The sequence below is a fragment of the Actinomyces naeslundii genome, assembly GCF_001956585.1.
GTDB classification, from domain to species: Bacteria; Actinomycetota; Actinomycetes; order Actinomycetales; family Actinomycetaceae; genus Actinomyces; species Actinomyces naeslundii.
This window is the reverse complement of record NZ_MSRR01000027.1, coordinates 1-16,161: the sequence shown is the minus strand read 5'-3', so window position 1 is coordinate 16,161 and position 16,161 is coordinate 1. Positions and strand designations below refer to the sequence as shown.

The following is a 16,161-nucleotide window of genomic DNA, read 5'->3' as shown; positions in this document are numbered from 1 at the left end:
TGGCTACCGGCAGGCAGGAAACACTGGGGTCATGAACACCCCGGCTTCCTCTCCGGCTTCATCATTGGAGCCTCGGACTCCTCGCCTCCTGGACCGGCTCGTTCCGGTCAGTCCCCAGTGGCGCATCCCTCCGCGAAAGGCGGAGCGCCTCGGCTGGCTCCAGTTCCTTCTGGGAGTCCCGGTCGTCATCGGCGCTCAGACTTTCGCAGTGATTCTCGCAGTGATCACCGGATTCGCGCGTCTCACGGCCAATGGTGGTGTTGAGACCTTGTCGGGTGGCGGAATCGTCACGGCGATCAGCGCAGCGCCCCTGGTCCTGCTCGGGTACTGGCTGCTGGTGCGCCTCATCGGTGGCCGGCCCGTCATTGAGCTCGGCGGGCGCGGGGCGGCGCTGCGCGAGTTCTCGGTCGGCCTCGCCATGGGGGCGCTGCTCATGTGCGCCGTCATCGGGGTTCTGGCCCTGCTCGGTTCCTACCATGTGGTGGACGTCGGCTGGAGCACGGGGATCCTCGCCGGTCTCGGAGCCGGAATCTTCGCAGGATTCACCGAGGAGATCCTCGTCAGGGGTGTCATGCTGCGCATCATCGAGGGATGGCTGGGGACCTGGTGGGCGTTGGCCATCACTGCGGTGTTCTTCGGCGCCGCCCACCTGACCAACTCTCATGCCACGGTCTTCGGCTCGGTGGCGATCGTGCTGGAGGCAGGAATCCTGCTGGGCGCCTGCTACCTGCTCACCCGGCGCCTGTGGCTGGCGATCGGGGTGCATGTCGCCTGGAACTTCGTCCAGGGCGGCGTCTTCGGTTCCGACATCTCTGGCACCGGATCGGGGCGCGGACTCATCGAGGCCCGCTTCACCGGCCCCGATCTGCTCACTGGCGGATCCATGGGGGTCGAGGGATCCGTCGTTGCAGTCCTGCTGTGCACGACGGCCGGTCTGGCCGTGCTGGTTGCGGTTCACCGGCGCGGGCTCATCGTCCCGCCCTGCTGGCGCCGCCCGGCGGCGCCGTCGAGCAGCGTGGTTGGTGACGGCCCGCCCCCAGTCATGAACGGGTCGGCACCAGGCGTACGGGGCGCCGCTCAGCCCGGAAGTCGTTGACCGGGGCGTCGGAGGCATGCCCCAGGGCGAAGCCCGTGATGAGGTGGTAGTCGGCCGGTGCCTCGAACTCGGCGTCGAAGGGGCGGCGCCAGGTGGCCAGGACCCCGAGGGGGCAGGAGTCGACGCCGTGGGCCTTGGCCGATAGGAACAGGGTCTGCAGCATGATCCCGGCGTCGAGCGCTGCGAAGGGCATGAAGCCCTTGTGGATAAGGACGAAACCGATGATCGGTGCGTCGAAGGCCTCGCAGTTGCGGCGGGCGGCCGCGTCGCGGGCCTCGCGGTCGTCCCTCGCGATACCCATGTGCGCGTACAGCCGGCCGCCGACAGCCTGGGAGTGGGGCAGCAGCTCCGCGGGGTAGGGCGCCCAGGTGCGGTAGTCGCCGTCGGGCGCCTTGCCGCTCAGGACCAGGCGGGCCATGGCGCCGGGCTCCTTGTGCTGGAAGGGCAGTGTGGCATCGAACTCGGCGATGTAGGCCGAGCGCAGGCGATCCGCCCGCTCACCGGTGGCCAGCGCCACCATGAAGGGCCGTGTGTTCGACCAGCTCGGGGCCTGACGGGCATCGTCAAGGATCGCGTCGAGGACCTGGCTCGGCACCGGGTCAGGCCGGAAGTCGCGCACAGAATGCCGGGCAGTGGCCAGGTCGGAGAAAGCTTCGGGGTTCATCGTGACGTCTCCTTGGACAGGTCATGGAGCCGGTTGACGGGGCCGATTGCGGCGCAGCCTCAGTCTTGGGTGTGACGCGGCGTCGTACGCAAGCGTCACGACTGATGTCGGGGCCCGAAGGTGGAGTCGTCCAGCTGGCGCAGGACCCGGGCCGGGTTGCCCACTGCGAGGCTGCCGGCGGGAATGTCCTTGGTGACCACCGAGCCCGCGCCGATGACGCAGTTGTCCCCGATGGTCACACCGGGACACACGATCACCCCACCGCCCAGCCACACGTTGTCCCCGATCGTGATGGGGTCGGCCGCCTCCAGGGAGCAGGCGCGCGGCGTCGGCTCCAGGGGATGGACCGGCGTGAGCAGCTGGACGTTCGGGCCGATCTGGCAGTGGGCACCGATACGGATCTCCACGACGTCGAGCGCCACGAGCCCGTAGTTGGCGAAGGTCCCCTCACCCACGGTGATGTTGTCCCCGTAGTCCACACGCACCGGCGGCAGCAGGCGAGCCTTGTCACCCAGTCCCGGGATCGCCGAGCGCAGCAGGTCCCAGCAGTCCTCCTCACCCTCGGCGAAGGCCCGCTCGAAGCGGTAGAGCATCTTGCGGGCGTGCGCCGCGATCCTGGCACTGTCCGGGTCGTCGGAGACGTACCAGTCACCGGCGAGCATGCGCTCGCGATTGGTGCGCTCGTCCCCGACGAAGTAGGGCTCGGCCTCGGGGAAACGGGGGGAGGGACTCTCACTCATGACCGACAGCCTAGCCGCGGGCTGCGGTAGCGCCGGCCAGTTCGCGCTCACCCGCCAGAGCCGGCCCTCGCGCCGTGCTCAGGAGTGGGGGAGTACCTCGGCCACGGCGGCTCGCAGCGTCTCAGGCAGTCCCAGGGCCTCCATCTCACCCAGGAGGGCGGTCCCGCTCAGGCCCCTCTGCACAGCGGCCCAGGCCAGGTCCTTGGCCATGTACTCCACGCGCGCGGTATCCAGGATCGTGTGGACCTCGTCGCGCCAGTCCATCGGCTCCTGCCGCGTGCCGCGCAGCACCAGTCCGACGCCGTCGGCCAGCTCCTGGCGGGACAGCTCACCGACGTGCACGAGCGTGCCCGCCCCCAGAGTGAATCCGTCACCATCGACCTCCTCGGTGGCCAGTCGGCACGCCTGCTCGCCCACCCCCAGCCAGGCGCCCGCCACCCGACAGGACAGAAGCCGTACCGTCACCTTCCGTGAGTCCGGGACGACGTCGGCGGCCCCCTCCAGGCGGATACGCAGCACCGCGTCCCCGCCGTCCTCGTCCTCGGTGTCCGGCCAGGTCAGTGCCATGTGCGTGCGGGCGACCCGGTCCGGCCCCGGCTCGGCCGAGCCATCGTCCTCCTCCAGGGTGAAGGACCCCGAGTCTCCGGGCACGACGACGACCTCCAGCTCGCGCGGATTGTCCCCGGCTGCCTCCATCAGGTTCCCGGCCAGCGGGATGACCGAGCCGGCCCTGGCCAGGACACCGATGCGGTCCAGTGGGCGCGACAGACTCAGCATGCGCCCGTGCCCGCCGGCGGCGGCCTCATAACGGCGCCCCGTGGGCAGGTCGTACCAGACGCCGTCGGGCAGCCAGGTCAGCTCCCGGCCCAGGCCGGTGGTCTCGTCCAGTGGGGAGGTGAAGGGCACCACCAGCAGGTCTCCGAAGCAGAAGGTGTTCCGGTGCTCGTAGGCGGCCAGCGTCCGCGGGTGGTCGTGGTAGAGCGGACGCACCGGTCCCACGCCCTCGCTCACCGAGCGCCGCGCCCACGTGTACAGGTAGGGCACCAGCCGGTGGCGCAGCCTCAGGTGCGCCTCCATCGTGGCGCGCGCGTCGCGAGAGTAGCGCCATGGCTCCTTGGAGGTGAAGGCCGAGTTCGACGAGTGCAGGCGGTTGATGGGGGAGAAGCAGCCCAGCTGGAACCATCGCGCCGCCATCGCGTCATCGCTGTAGCCCAGCATGTGCCCGCCGATGTCGTTGGACCACCAGAAGTAGCCGATATTGGCGGCCGTGGCCGTGAACCGCGGCTGGAAGCGCAGGGAGTCCCAGCTGATGATCGTGTCCCCGGAGAAGCCCACCGGGGTGCGGTGGCTCGAGGCATCGGCGAAGCGGGAGAAGGTCACCGGCCGACGCCGCTCCACGCCGCCCGCCTCCGTCGGGCGCTCGCGGCCCGAGTCGAGGTAGTGGACGTGGTTGAGCATCCACAACGGATCCAGGCCGGGAACCGTCGTGGAGCCGCCCTGCTGCCAGTCCAGCCACCAGAAGTCCACGCCCTGGTCCTCCAGCCGGTGGTGGAGGCGCGAGAGGTAGGAGCCCATGAAGACCCGGTCGGCGACGTTGAAGGGCACATCCTCCCCGCTGCCGGCATCCAGGCCCAGGTCGGCGCAGACCTCCTCATAGGCCTCCTCGTGGCGCCGCACCCCCTGGGCGGGGTGGACGTTGAGCGTGGTGAGCATGCCCCGCTCATGCAGGCCGGCCAGGAAGGCCGCAGGGTCTGGGAAGAGATCCCGGTTCCAGGTGTAGCCGGTCCAGCCCGTGCCGATCGCCGGGTCGATGTCGGTGAGGTGCCAGTCCATGTCGATGACGGCCACGGAGAAGGGCAGCTCCTCGGCGGTGAAGCGGTCCATGAGCGCCAGGTACTCCTGGCCGCTGTAGGGGTAGTAGCGGCTCCACCAGTTGCCCAGCAGCGCCCGCGGAATGAGAGGGCTTGGGCCGGTGAGGCGGAAGAAGTCGCGCAGCGCCCCCCGGTAGTCCTGGCCGTAGCCGAAGACGTAGAGGTCCTGCGCCCCGTCGGCCAGGCGGTTGCCGGACTCACGGGGCCGGACCCACTCGTCCTGGGTGAGCAGCAGCGAGGCAGAGTCGTCCAGGGCGGTGATGCCGTTCAGGCTCAGCAGTCCCGGGCTGAGGGCGACGGCGCCGTCGGCCTCATCGAGGGTGCGGGTGGTGCCGCCCAGGTTCGTCGGGAAGGTCTCGTCGGGGTCCCACACGTCGCCGTGGTGCCAGGTGCCGCCGTGGGCGTGGAGCGCCGTCGAGCGCAGCCTGACGCTGAGGCCCGATGGGGAGAAGCCCAGCGAGGGGATATGGGTCAGGTGCAGGTGCTCGGTGACGATCTCCAATCGGTCCTCACCCCGCACCACCCGGAACAACGGCGCCTCGCCGAGATCCCGGTTCACGACCAGCTGGGTAGCGGCGTCGGTGAACACGCCCGAGGGAGAGAACTCCATGCGGATGAGTCGGGAGGTCAGCACCGTGAACCGGTAACGGGACTCGGCCGGCGTCGTCCCGACGACGACCGCCTCGGCAGGGGCTGCTGCCGGACGCAGCGTGTCAGGGGCATTGGAGAGAGGAGAAACCAACGATCGGCCTTTCACAGGGGTCGTCACAGGGACACGATGGGAGAGGTGGCACCTGGGGCAAGGCGCGAGAGATCATCATAATCGGCCGCGGCTGGCAGCGCTTTCTGACACAATCGGCACGGGGCCGCCAAGACTGCGGCGGTGCAGCCGGGACGGTTCCCGAGCTGCCGGGCCCGACGTCGTGCACCCGGGTGACGCCTGCAGCCCCGATGCGGACGGGGCTGCTCTCACCTGCTCCTGTCTCCCCTTCAGATTCCGCCACACGCCGGTAGGAAGGAAGCCTCCCATGACCCGTCCCGCACCTCTGGTCGTCTCTCCCCACCACGTCGGTGACGAACCGGACTGGTGGCGCCGCGCCGTCGTCTACCAGGTCTACCCCCGCTCCTTCGCCGACTCCGACGGCGACGGAATTGGTGACATCCCGGGTCTGACCAACCGCCTGGACCACCTCGACGAGCTCGGGGTCGACGTCGTGTGGCTCAGCCCCGTCTACCGCTCCCCGCAGGACGACAACGGCTACGACATCTCCGACTACCAGGACATCGACCCCCTCTTCGGCTCCCTGGAGGACCTCGATGCCCTCATCGAGGGGCTCCACGCCCGCGGCATGCGTCTGGTCATGGACCTCGTCGTCAACCACACCAGCGACGAGCACCCCTGGTTCACCGCCAGCCGCTCCTCGACGCAGGACCCCAAGCGTGACTGGTACATCTGGAAACCCGCCCGGCAGGTCGACGGGCTGGCTCCCGGGCAGCCGGGCACCGAGCCCACCAACTGGGGATCGGCCTTCTCCGGGTCGGCCTGGGCCTGGGACGAGGACACCCAGGAGTTCTACCTGCACCTCTTCTCACCCAAGCAGCCCGACCTCAACTGGGAGAACCCCGAGATGCGCCGCGCCGTTTACGAGATGATGACCTGGTGGCTGGAGCGCGGTGTTGACGGCTTCCGCATGGACGTCATCAACTTCATCTCCAAGACCTACCCGCTCACCGACGCGCCCCAGGGCGAGGGCGACCTCTACGGCAACGCCTTCGCCGCGGTGGCCAACGGGCCGCGCATCCACGAGTTCCTCCACGAGATGAACCAAGAGGTCCTCGCACCCCGGCCCGGCCACGTCATCACCGTTGGCGAGATGCCCGGAGCCACGCGAAGCGAGGCCGCCCTCTACACCGACCCCGCCCGCGCCGAGCTCGACATGGTCTTCCAGTTCGAGCACGTCAGTCTCACCGACGGGCCCGGAGGCAAGTTCGACCCGCAGCCCCTCAACCTGGTCGTCCTCAAGAAGAACCTCGCCGACTGGCAGGCGGCCCTCGCCCCCGTCACGGACTCCTCCGGCGTCGTCACGGCGGAGAAGGGCTGGAACTCCGCCTACTGGGACAACCACGACCAGCCCCGCGCCGTCTCCCGCTTCGGCGACGACGACCCGGCCTGGCGCGTCCGCTCGGCCAAGACCCTCGCCACGATCCTCCACACCCACCGCGGCACGCCCTACGTCTACCAGGGTGAGGAGCTCGGCATGGCCAACACGGTCTTCCGCTCCATCAAGGACTACCGGGACCTGGAGTCCATCAACCACTTCCACGAGCGCGTGCGCGCCGGCGACGACCCGGCCGCCGTCCTGACCGGTCTGGCCCCCATCTCCCGGGACAACGCCCGCACCCCCGTTCACTGGGACGGTAGCGAGAAGGCCGGGTTCACCACCGGCGAGCCCTGGATCGCCCTGGCTCCCGACCACGGCACCGTCCACGCCGCAGCCCAGGCGGGAGTGCCCGGCAGCGTCTTCGAGCACTACCGCTCCCTCATCGCACTGCGCCACGACGACGACGCCCTCGCCCTGGGCACCTTCCGGCTCCTGGCGGCCGACCACCCCACCGCCTGGGTCATCCTGCGTCAGTGGCGGTCCCCGGAGCCGGATGAGACGGGTGAGAACCGCGTCGAGCAGCTCCTGCTCATCGCCCAGTGCGCCCGCGATGACCTGACCCTGACCGGTGAAGGCGGTCTGCTGGCCGCGCTCGCGGCCGAGGGGCTGCAGGCGGGGCAGTGGACCGAGGCCGAGCAGGTCCTGCGCGCCGGCGACCCGGACGTCCAGCCCGGCTCCGGGCACGCGGGGCTGCCCGCGGTCCTGGCCGGCTGGGACTCGGTGCTGCTGCGCCGTCGGGCCTGAGCGGTTGGGTGCTCGCCGCGCCAGCCCGAGGGCCTCGTCACTGGAATAGTGCCGGCCGGCCGATCGTTGGTCTCGGTGGACAAACCCGTGGACATCGGAAGTAGGAGAGCACCATGGAGTTCAGCCAGGTCGTCGCCAATCGTCACTCGGTGCGAGACTTCACCGATCAGCCCGTCTCCCGGGAGGACCTGGTCGACGTCGTCCGCACCGCCCAGCAGGCGCCGTCGTGGGTGAATTCCCAGCCCTGGCGGGTCTATGCGGCCACTGGGGCTACGTTGGCCGGGATCAAGAAGCGCCATGCCGCGGACGTCGCTGCCGGCAGGAAGGGAGACTCCGACCTTCCGGTGAAGCCTCGTACCGAGTGGTCTCCGACCACCCAGGAGAACATGGCCGCGCTCGGCGAGCAGATCGGTGCCCAGCTGGGCGATGGCGTCCAGGAGTTCCAGGCATCGCAGGGACGGTTGTTCAACGCTCAGGCGGTCCTGTACGTGACGATCCCGGTCGAGTCCACTCCGTGGTCCTTCCACGACCTCGGGGCCTTCTCCGCCATGCTCGTCCTAGCGGCTGCCGACAAGGGCCTTGGCGCTATCAACGCCTACGCCCTGGTCATGTACCCGGACGAGGTGCGCGAGGCCATGGGGATCGGAGCCGATGAGATCGTGGCGGTCGGGATCGCGCTGGGCCACCCCGCGGACTCGGCGCTGGCGGCCTTCGCCCCCGACCGCGTCGACGTCGACGAGATCCTCACGATCAAGGACTGAGCGCAGAGGGCTGCTTCCGCCGTCGGCCCAGGAGATGGATGAGGCCGGCGGCGACGGCTGCGCCGGTGAGCAGGATCGCCGCGTTGAGCCACGAGATCTCGAAGTCGGGCAGGTTCTCGCTCTGAAGCTGGCCGATGAACAGGCCCAGCGCGTTTCCGCTGACGTGCAGGCCCAGCGCGAAGAACACCGACCGCAGCCGCACCACCGACCAGCCGGCGAGCAGTCCGAAGAGCACCTTGTGGAGAATCTGCCAGGCGTAGCCCTTGAGGCTGGTCTCCGAGGTCAGCCAGGTCGGCAGGTGCAGGGCGGTGAAGGATGCCGTCGTCAACAGCACGGCCGCTGTGGCGCCGAGGCGCTCTCGCACCGGTGCGAACAGGGTGCGTCTCAGCGTGATCTCCTCAGGGATCGCGTTATACGCGATGCCGACAAAGATGGCGAAGACCAGAGCGTGAAGCGCCGTGGATGCGGTGATCTCCGGCTTCCACAGGGGGCCGGTACCTGTCGGCCCCATCCAGGCGTGCAGTCCGCCGAAGGCGATCCCGGCCAGGGCTCCGGTCGTGAAGAGCAGCGTCCTGCTGTGGATGCCGCCACCGGCCAGCAGGTCGCGCCAGCCGCGGTGGGCCAGCCCGAACCAGAGAGCGAGCCCGCCGAGGTGAAGGATGGCGAGCATGAGGATCCACGGACCCCGAAGGAGTGCCAGGGCGATTCCCAGCGCCGGGGCGCCGACCAGCAGGGCGACGGCGGCAAGGGTGACGCCCTCGGAAACAGCGGGCTGCCCGGTCTCGAAGGTGTAGGCGTCGGCCGTGGAGGGCCGTAACGCGTGGCGGGGCGGGGCGACGCCCCTGTGACGATCCATAGTGATTCCGGTGAGAAGTGTCTGTCTGTCGCGATCCGCGCAGGAGTATACGGTCGATCGGAAGATTTAATGACCCTGACACGTGGCAGGAGGCTTCGGCTATCGCTTCCCCGAGCCCCGCAGCCGGGATACTGCGGATTGCCGCCAGGTGGGGGAGGTCAGCAGCATGACCGTCAGGACGACGGCGATCAGTGCTGTCAGCGTCCAGGCTCCGGCCCGGGCCAGTTCCCAGGTGAAGACGATCCCGAAGACGGGGGCCTTCTGGGTCGTGGCGAGCACCGCGCCCGCACCCGCCATCGCCAGCACCGAGATGCTGGTCTCCACCCCGCCGGCCTGAAGCGCGATCGCCAGCGCGGCTCCCGCGCTCGATCCCACGGCCAGGGAGGGGGCCAGGCGTCCCCCGGTGGCACCGGCCCCGAGCGTGAGCCCGGTGAGGACCGGCTTGAGGGCCACGATGCCCAGCAGCATGACCAGGACCGCACCCGGGGCGCCGCTCGAGTCTTCCGGAACGTGGGCGCCCAGGGCCACCTCCATGGCGTCGCGGCCATTGCCGACGACGGCCGGAACCCACAGACTCACCAACCCGGTTGCCAGTCCCGCCACCCCGATCGCCACTGGTAGCCGCCGTACGGTGCGCACCCGGCGTACCAGCATCCACGACCACAGTTGCCTGGCGCCCACTCCCAGCGCAGCGGCGACGGGCACGAGCAGAACCAGTCCGAGGACGGTCCCCGACGACAGTCCTTGCGAGGCGACCTCGAAGGCGGGTCGTCCGTGGGAGTGCAGCCAGGAGACGAGCGTGGCGATGACGCACACCGGGACCGCTACGAGGGCCCCGTGCCGCCGCATCCCGGCGACCATGACGAGCTCGACGGCGTAGGCCGCCCCTCCCAGCGGCGCGTTGTACATGGCCGCCAGGCCGGCCCCGGCGGCGGAGGCGATGAGGATCGCGCTCTCGGGCCTGCCGATCCCCAGGCGGGCGGCGAGTCCGGCCGCGACCGCCCCGGCGGCCAGACGCGGGGCGCCCTCGCGGCCCACCGAGTTGCCCGAACCGACCGTGAGGACCTGGGTGACGGCGTCGAGGAAGGGGCGTGCCAGTCCCATCCGGTTCGCCTTCCTACCCGAGCGGTCTGCCACCGCGGTCTCCACGTCGGCCACCCCACCGGTTGCGCGCAGCCACCACCACACGCCACCGGCGACGAGACCGCCCACGGTCGGGGCGAGTGCGCGCCGCCAGGGCGGGGCAGCGGCCAGGCGCTCCAGAAGCCCGCCGTGGACGACGCCGTAGAACAGCGCCTCGAAGAGCTCCAGGAGCAGCGCCATCGCGATCCCGACGAGACCCGCGGCCACGCCCGCCAAGGCGGCGGCCAGAAGGAACCGAGGTCGGGTCAGCGCGCGCACGCCAGGCACGATACCCGGCCCCGCAGCTCAGGCGCGGACAAGCACGTGGTTCGTCGCGTACGCACCCTCACCCTCGACGACGGATGTCGCGGGCGCAGTCCGTGAGGTCCACTGTGCGTCCTCCAGACCCCGGGCAGTCTCGAGTCCGACAGGCTTCCGAAGCCCGGCCTAGCGGTGGGATCTAGCGGTGGGATGCTGACATGCGGCTCGGGCGTCCCAGGTACCAGACGGCTGCGGCCGTCACCAGCGTCTCGGCGAGCATGGCGACGACGGACGGAGTGGTGAACCGGCTCCATCCGGTCGATCGGGTGGTGTGCCACGGCGCTGAGAGCGCACAGGCCCGCGCCGACGGCGAAGAGCAACCAGGGACTGCGAGGCCCTGCGGATCGAAGCAGGTCGCGCCAGCCGCGGCGCCACACGAGGAACCAGATCGCCAGCGCCCCCAGGTGCAGGACGGCGAGGACCTGCCAGGGGCCGCCCACCAGAGCCAGGACGACGCCGAGCGACAGGCTTCCGACAAGCAGGACCAGGGCCGCCCAGGCGCTCCTCCGAGTGCGGGCCGCGTCCGCCCCGGTGGAGGCTCCAGCGGCCCCGGGTGGGACCGCCGCGCGCCGCGGACCGGGGCGGGCAGGCACCCCCTGCTACCTCTGATCGCCGGCCGCGTCGTCGACCGCCTCGCCGAAGTCGGGGACGTCCTCGAGCGCCAGGGTCCCACTGTTCTGGCTGACCAGGGCCACGGCGGGGCGCAGGCCCAGCCACCACTGGTAGCGGGGACGACGGTTGTCGCGGTCGAGGTCGTCGTTCATCCGGTCCAACGGGTGGTTGGAGACCTTGCCCCCCACCAGGCCCACGTAGGAGGCCGTCGGCTCGCCGCGCTTGAGGGCACCGGCCAGCAGCTCCAGGGAGTAGGCGACGAGCTTGGTCGCCATGATCCGGTCGAAGGCCGTGGGGCTGCCGCCCTGCTGCTGGTGGCCCAGAATCGCCTCGCGCACGTCGTAGAGGCCCTTGCCCTCCTCGGCGAAGATGTGGGCCAGCACGTCGGTGGTGTAGTTGACGCTGGCCCGCTCGTTGCGGATCACCAGGTAGAGGCTGCGTCCTGAGCGGAAGGACTCCACCATCCGCTCGGAGTCGGCGGCCAGGCCCTTGAGGGTGATGCCCTCCTCGTTGAGGTAGACCTTCTCCGCGCCGGTGGCCAGACCGGACATCAGGGACAGGTAGCCGCACTTGCGGCCCATGACCTCGGCAACGAAGCAGCGGTGCGAGGCCGCCGCGGAGAGCTTGATGGAGTCCAGCGCCACCACCGCGTTGTTGAGGGCGGTGTCGGTGCCGATGCTCAGCTCGGAGCCGGGCAGGTTGTTGTCGATGGAGGCCGGCACGCACACGATCGGGATCTGGAAGGCGGGGTAGCGGTCCCGCTCGGTGACCAGTCGGAAGGCGCTCAGGTAGGCGTTGTAGCCGCCGATGACCAGCAGGGCATCGATCTCATGGAGCTCGATGGCCCGCCCCAGGGCGTAGAGCTGCTCGATGGTGGGCACCTCGCGGCGCGTGCCCAGCTGGGCGCCGCCGTCGCCGACCCAGCCCTCGACGTCGGCCCAGGTCAGCTCATGCACATCGCCGTCGAGCAGGCCGGGGAAGCCGCCGTAGACTCCCAGCATCGTGAAGTCGTGGTCGATGCCCAGGCGCACGGCCGCACGCGCCGCCGTGTTCATCCCTGGGGCCAGGCCGCCGGCGTGGATGATGGCGACCCGCTTGGGGCGAGCAGTGGACGAAGGCGTCGAGTCCGCATTGGTGGAGGGCTCGGCGGGAGGCGTGGACATGGTCTCGAACAGCTCGAGCATGCTGCCGAAGCTGGCGCCGCGGGCCTGGATCGCCCCGAGGTAGTCGTGGGCGGCCACGAGGTCCTTGACGGCGCGGGTGGCGGCGATCTGCTCCATCATCGGCAGGCGGCGGATGCGGTTGTGACGCTCGGCGATGATGACCGGCTCGCTGCCCGGCTCCATGGACACCACCTCGCGGGCGGCGGCGCAGCCCAGCAGCGTGGACATCCAGCGGTCGTAGGCGCTGGGGCGGCCACCGCGCTGGACGTGACCCAGGATGGTGACGCGGGCGGCCTCGCCCAGCTTGTCGGCGATGACCTGGCGGACGTCGTCGGCGGTGATGCGGTTGCCCTCGCGGTCGGTGGCACCCTCGGCGACGATCACCATGGACTCGCGGCGCCCGGCCTCCCGACCCGCCTTGAGCTTGGAGCACATGTCCTCCTCCCAGTCCTTGCCCGGGGGAAGCTCGGGGACCAGGACGTAGTCACAGCCCCCGGCCACGGCCGCCATGAGGGCCAGGTAGCCGCAGTGGCGGCCCATGACCTCCACGACGAAGGTGCGCTGGTGGGAGGCGGCCGTTGAGGAGATGTCGTCAATGGCCTCCAGGATGCGGTGGAGGGCCGAGTCGGTGCCGATGGTCATGTCGGCGCCCACGAGATCGTTGTCGATGCTGCCCACCAGGCCGGTCACCATGAGGACGGGATGGGCGGCGGCCGTCTCCGCGCTGATGTCGCCGCCGGCGACGAGCTCCTCGAGCAGGGAGGGCCAGTTCTTGCGGAACTCGTTGGTGCCGGTCAGGGACCCGTCGCCGCCGATGACCACGAGCCGGTCGATGCCGTGCTCCAGGAGGTTGCGGGCGGCCGCCAGCTGACCGGCGCGCTCGCGGAACTCGGCCGAGCGGGCGGTGCCGATGATGGTGCCGCCGCGCTGGAGGACGGAGCCCACCGAGTCCCACTCCAGGGGGCGGATGCCGTCGCCGCCGGCCACGGCGCCGGCCCAGCCCTCCATGACCGCGTACGGCTTTGCCCCCAGGCGGATCGCGGTGCGTACCACGGCCCGCACGGCCGCGTTCATGCCTTGGGCGTCCCCGCCGGAGGTGAGGACCCCGATACGCAGAGGCTCGCCGTCCAGGCCGAGCAGCGGTCCGGCCGACGAGCCGGTGGGGGAGAGGGCGGTGTCTGAGGACATGGCGGCTGGCATGTGGGGTCCTTCCCTGAGGTCGCCGGTGGGCCTGGCTCCCGGCGTCGGCCGGGAGGACGTCGGTCCTTATTGTTGCTGGTGAGCGCCGCCACGTCATCCGCCTGTGGTCCCAGGAGTGGCCGTAGAGGTACGACGGCGGCCTGATTCGTGGGCAGGACCGGTTCTACTACCCGTGCGGTAGGGTATTTTCATGGTTCATGCACTGTTGGGTGAGCATCAGAATGTTGTCGACCTCCTGTTCGAGCGTCTTGAGGCGCTGAGGGATCCTGACTGTGACCTCCCTCGGGTTGTTGTACTGAGTGGTCCGTCTGGGAGCGGAAAGACCCGAATAGTTCAGGAACTCTACGCCCGCCTCCGCTCACAGCAGGAGGACACGTACTGGCCGGCAATGGGAGATGCTGTGCGCACTCGAGGCGGTGCGGGAACTGATCCGATGGCCGGACGCAAGCTTGTGGCGCCAACGATCGGTGGCTTCGTGTGGCCCGCAGGAACGCTTCCCACATTTGGTTGGTGGGGGTTGAACTGTGAGCGCCTATCGTCAGGGACCAGTCAGGATGTTGTCTCGGCGATGAGACCGCAGTTAGAGGCCCATACGCTGCCGCTAACGATGGCCCGACGCCAGGTGGAGGGCTGGACAGACAAAACCCGCAGGCTGGCCGTGGGTGTGGTGGATGAGGTACGGAGTGCCTTTGTCGATGAGGGGCTAGGTGCTGCTTTCGATGTCTTGAAAAAGCATGGAATCAGTATCCCTTGTGGGCCAACGCTTGTGAAATGGGGATTTCAAGGTCTTGGCGTGTCGTGGCGGAGGGTTCAGGAGCTCAATCGCCTGAAGAAAGAAATTCTTCTCGGAGAGCAAGGTCGTAGCGTGCTGCGCACTGCTAGCCAGGAGCTGGCAGACGTGATTGTCTCTCTATCACTTCGAGAGATACCTGTTATTATTGCGATAGAAGACATGCACCTCATGGGGCGTGAGCTGCCTGCTTTCTTGGATGCCGTTTCCTCCAGGAGAAGCTCGCCTGTCCTGGTGGTTGGAACCGTGTGGCCTGAGGGGGAGAATAGTGGAGTCTATCGTCGATGGCTGAACAAAGCGCAAAATCTCGGAGGTGCGCAACGCATAAAGATTCCGATGCTTGGGAGTGGTGAATTGTCGAGTATGATTCAGGAGGAAGCGCCTCGCACGAGTGAGGAGGACCTGTTGTGGATCTCCGACCGCCTGAACAGCCCCTTCCTGATCAGACTATGGCTCTCGGAGCGCCGAACTTGGGAACACATCGAGGGTCATCATGGTGCGGTCGTCCTCAAGGATGAAGGTTTTTGGTTACCTGAGGATGTGATGGCAGTTCTGAAGGGGCGGTGGGATGAGTTAGATGGCGCGGTAAGTTTGAGTGTTCTTTATGCCGCTGCGATCAGTCCTGACGTGGATGGTAGTGCTTGCCGTTTCGTGTCCGAAGTTGTTGTGGGAGTCATCAATCGGAGGGGGGAGGGTGTGCATTATGACGTACGTATGGGGTTGAGGCGAGCTATAGAGAAGCTGTGCTGGTGTCGAAGTGAGCAGGGAGTCGAGTTCTTTGTTGAGCCTTTGCTGGCTGAATTCCTGCGGAGGAAGGCTGATGGTCATTTCGGTAAGCAGGGGTGGCGTCAGTTGCGCCTGTTGACACAAGATGCTTTGGCGGAATGGATCTGCCATCGTGCCGAGGGTGTCTACCTTCATCCGACTGAGGTGTCGATTTTCGTCTGCCGGTGGTTTCTTGGCTTGGATGAAGGTGGGCAGTCGGAAGAACTGATACTGGCTCGGGCTGCAGCGCAATGGTGTCTTGCTCAGAATGCTGACTCCTGCGATGAGGTGGATGATGCTGTCGAGCATGGAAAGAAAGCGCTAGCTGCTTTACTTATGGGAAATCCTCTGTCTGAGAAGGTGATGCTCAATGTCAGGGCGACAGTTGCGGACTATGTTCTTCGGGGTGGGGTGGTGAAAGATGCTTTGAATAGGTATAGTGCTCTTCTGCCTGCGTTTGAGCGAGCGTTCGGGATTCATCACCCAAGGACGTTGCTGGTGCGCTACGGTCGAGCAAAGGCGATGGCTGGTTCTGGTAGACTCGAAGATGGCGCCGCAGAGTTGAGGAGTCTTCTTGAGGATCAGTCGGCGGTGTTGGGAAGTGGTCATCCTGATAGTTGGGCTACTCGAAGTAATCTCGTTGAACTGCTGAACTGCCTGGGTCGCACGGAAGAATCGCTGGCGTTATGCAACGATGGTGGTGATGTGCCGGAGAGTGATTCGGTGGAGCATGATCTCCTCCCTGTGGGTTTCGTCAGAACTATGGCCTTGATGGGTGATAAACACGAGGGTGTGGCGGTTGGCGTCTGTCGTGATCTTCTTGGTGATATGGAAAGAAAGTTTGGCTCTGATCATCAGAATGTGCTTGAAGCTCGGAGTAATCTGGCAGTGGCGCTCTGTCGGGACAGTCAGTTGGGTGAGGCTGTTGCTGAATATCGTTTGCTGGTTCAAGGCTATGGGCGGGTTCTGGGGTCCGACCATCCCAGCACGCTGACAACGCGCCATAACCTCGCTAGGGCGCTGCGGGATGCGGGGCGGGTGGAGGAAGCCATTGAGGCTTTCCGGGCGGTGCTGACCGATCACCTGCGGGTTCTGGGGTCCGACCACCCCGGCACGCTGACAGTACGCCATAACCTCGCTGCGGCGCTGCAGAGTGCGGGGCGGGTGGAGGAAGCCATCGGGGCATATCAGGCGGTGCTGACCGATCAGCTGCGGGTTCTGGGGTCCGACCACCCCGGCACGCTGACAGTACGCCATAACCTCGCTACGGCGCTGTGGGATGCGGGGCGGGTGG

Annotated in this window: 11 protein-coding genes; 4 read left to right on the top strand and 7 right to left on the bottom strand. The window is 68.1% G+C overall.

Translation table 11 applies throughout. The features are described from left to right. The first annotated feature begins 31 nt into the window (after positions 1-31). Positions 32-1,096, top strand: coding sequence for a CPBP family intramembrane glutamic endopeptidase (locus tag BKH33_RS11110; protein ID WP_003781924.1), 1,065 nt, complete (start codon positions 32-34; stop codon positions 1,094-1,096). Here BKH33_RS11110 and BKH33_RS11105 read toward each other — a convergent pair. The 3 genes from BKH33_RS11105 to BKH33_RS11095 all read right to left on the bottom strand — a co-directional run bounded on the left by BKH33_RS11105 (position 1,041) and on the right by BKH33_RS11095 (position 5,113). After that, entirely contained in the window at positions 1,041-1,760 is a 720-nt protein-coding gene (locus tag BKH33_RS11105; RefSeq protein WP_043539066.1) for a nitroreductase family protein, read from the bottom strand. The two genes, BKH33_RS11110 and BKH33_RS11105, sit on opposite strands and share 56 nt — an antisense overlap. A gap of 95 nt (positions 1,761-1,855) precedes the next feature. Beyond that, a complete protein-coding gene (locus BKH33_RS11100) occupies positions 1,856-2,500 on the bottom strand; it encodes a sugar O-acetyltransferase (protein WP_003781919.1) in 645 nt (214 codons plus the stop codon). Positions 2,501-2,578: 78 nt separating this feature from the next. After that, positions 2,579-5,113: a glycoside hydrolase family 31 protein gene (locus BKH33_RS11095; RefSeq protein WP_003781917.1), complete on the bottom strand. Its 2,535-nt coding sequence runs from the start codon at positions 5,111-5,113 to the stop codon at positions 2,579-2,581. Positions 5,114-5,399: 286 nt separating this feature from the next. On the opposite strand from BKH33_RS11095, the gene BKH33_RS11090 reads away from it, so the two are divergent. Continuing rightward, positions 5,400-7,277 (top strand): alpha-glucosidase, encoded by a 1,878-nt coding sequence (locus BKH33_RS11090; protein WP_076142749.1) that lies wholly within the window; start codon positions 5,400-5,402, stop codon positions 7,275-7,277. Positions 7,278-7,390: 113 nt separating this feature from the next. Then, on the top strand, positions 7,391-8,038 hold the full coding sequence (locus BKH33_RS11085) for a nitroreductase (protein ID WP_003785605.1): 648 nt from the start codon (positions 7,391-7,393) through the stop codon (positions 8,036-8,038). Here the strand turns inward: BKH33_RS11085 and BKH33_RS11080 are convergent. From BKH33_RS11080 to BKH33_RS11070, 4 genes are all read right to left on the bottom strand, one after another. Beyond that, a complete protein-coding gene (locus tag BKH33_RS11080; protein ID WP_003785610.1) occupies positions 8,028-8,894 on the bottom strand; it encodes a CPBP family intramembrane glutamic endopeptidase in 867 nt (288 codons plus the stop codon). The genes BKH33_RS11085 and BKH33_RS11080 overlap by 11 nt on opposite strands. A gap of 99 nt (positions 8,895-8,993) precedes the next feature. Next, positions 8,994-10,295: a chloride channel protein gene (locus BKH33_RS11075; RefSeq protein ID WP_003785607.1), complete on the bottom strand. Its 1,302-nt coding sequence runs from the start codon at positions 10,293-10,295 to the stop codon at positions 8,994-8,996. Continuing rightward, positions 10,283-10,930: a hypothetical protein gene (locus BKH33_RS13740; RefSeq protein WP_003785612.1), complete on the bottom strand. Its 648-nt coding sequence runs from the start codon at positions 10,928-10,930 to the stop codon at positions 10,283-10,285. Before BKH33_RS13740 ends, BKH33_RS11075 begins: the two co-directional genes overlap by 13 nt. A 6-nt stretch (positions 10,931-10,936) precedes the next feature. Next, entirely contained in the window at positions 10,937-13,312 is a 2,376-nt protein-coding gene (locus tag BKH33_RS11070; protein ID WP_171973411.1) for a 6-phosphofructokinase, read from the bottom strand. Positions 13,313-13,919: 607 nt separating this feature from the next. Between BKH33_RS11070 and BKH33_RS13735 the strand changes: the two genes are divergently transcribed. Next, a partial coding sequence (locus BKH33_RS13735; protein ID WP_158068333.1) for a tetratricopeptide repeat protein occupies positions 13,920-16,161 on the top strand: 2,242 nt, incomplete at its 3' end.

Bases quoted from the DNA above. Each gene is read 5' to 3' on its own strand.
- BKH33_RS11110 (WP_003781924.1), top strand. From the start codon at position 32: ATGAACACCCCGGCTTCCTCTCCGGCTTCATCATTGGAGCCTCGGACT.
- BKH33_RS11105 (WP_043539066.1), bottom strand. From the start codon at position 1,760: ATGAACCCCGAAGCTTTCTCCGACCTGGCCACTGCCCGGCATTCTGTG.
- BKH33_RS11100 (WP_003781919.1), bottom strand. From the start codon at position 2,500: ATGAGTGAGAGTCCCTCCCCCCGTTTCCCCGAGGCCGAGCCCTACTTC.
- BKH33_RS11090 (WP_076142749.1), top strand. From the start codon at position 5,400: ATGACCCGTCCCGCACCTCTGGTCGTCTCTCCCCACCACGTCGGTGAC.
- BKH33_RS11085 (WP_003785605.1), top strand. From the start codon at position 7,391: ATGGAGTTCAGCCAGGTCGTCGCCAATCGTCACTCGGTGCGAGACTTC.
- BKH33_RS11080 (WP_003785610.1), bottom strand. From the start codon at position 8,894: ATGGATCGTCACAGGGGCGTCGCCCCGCCCCGCCACGCGTTACGGCCC.
- BKH33_RS11070 (WP_171973411.1), bottom strand. From the start codon at position 13,312: ATGCCAGCCGCCATGTCCTCAGACACCGCCCTCTCCCCCACCGGCTCG.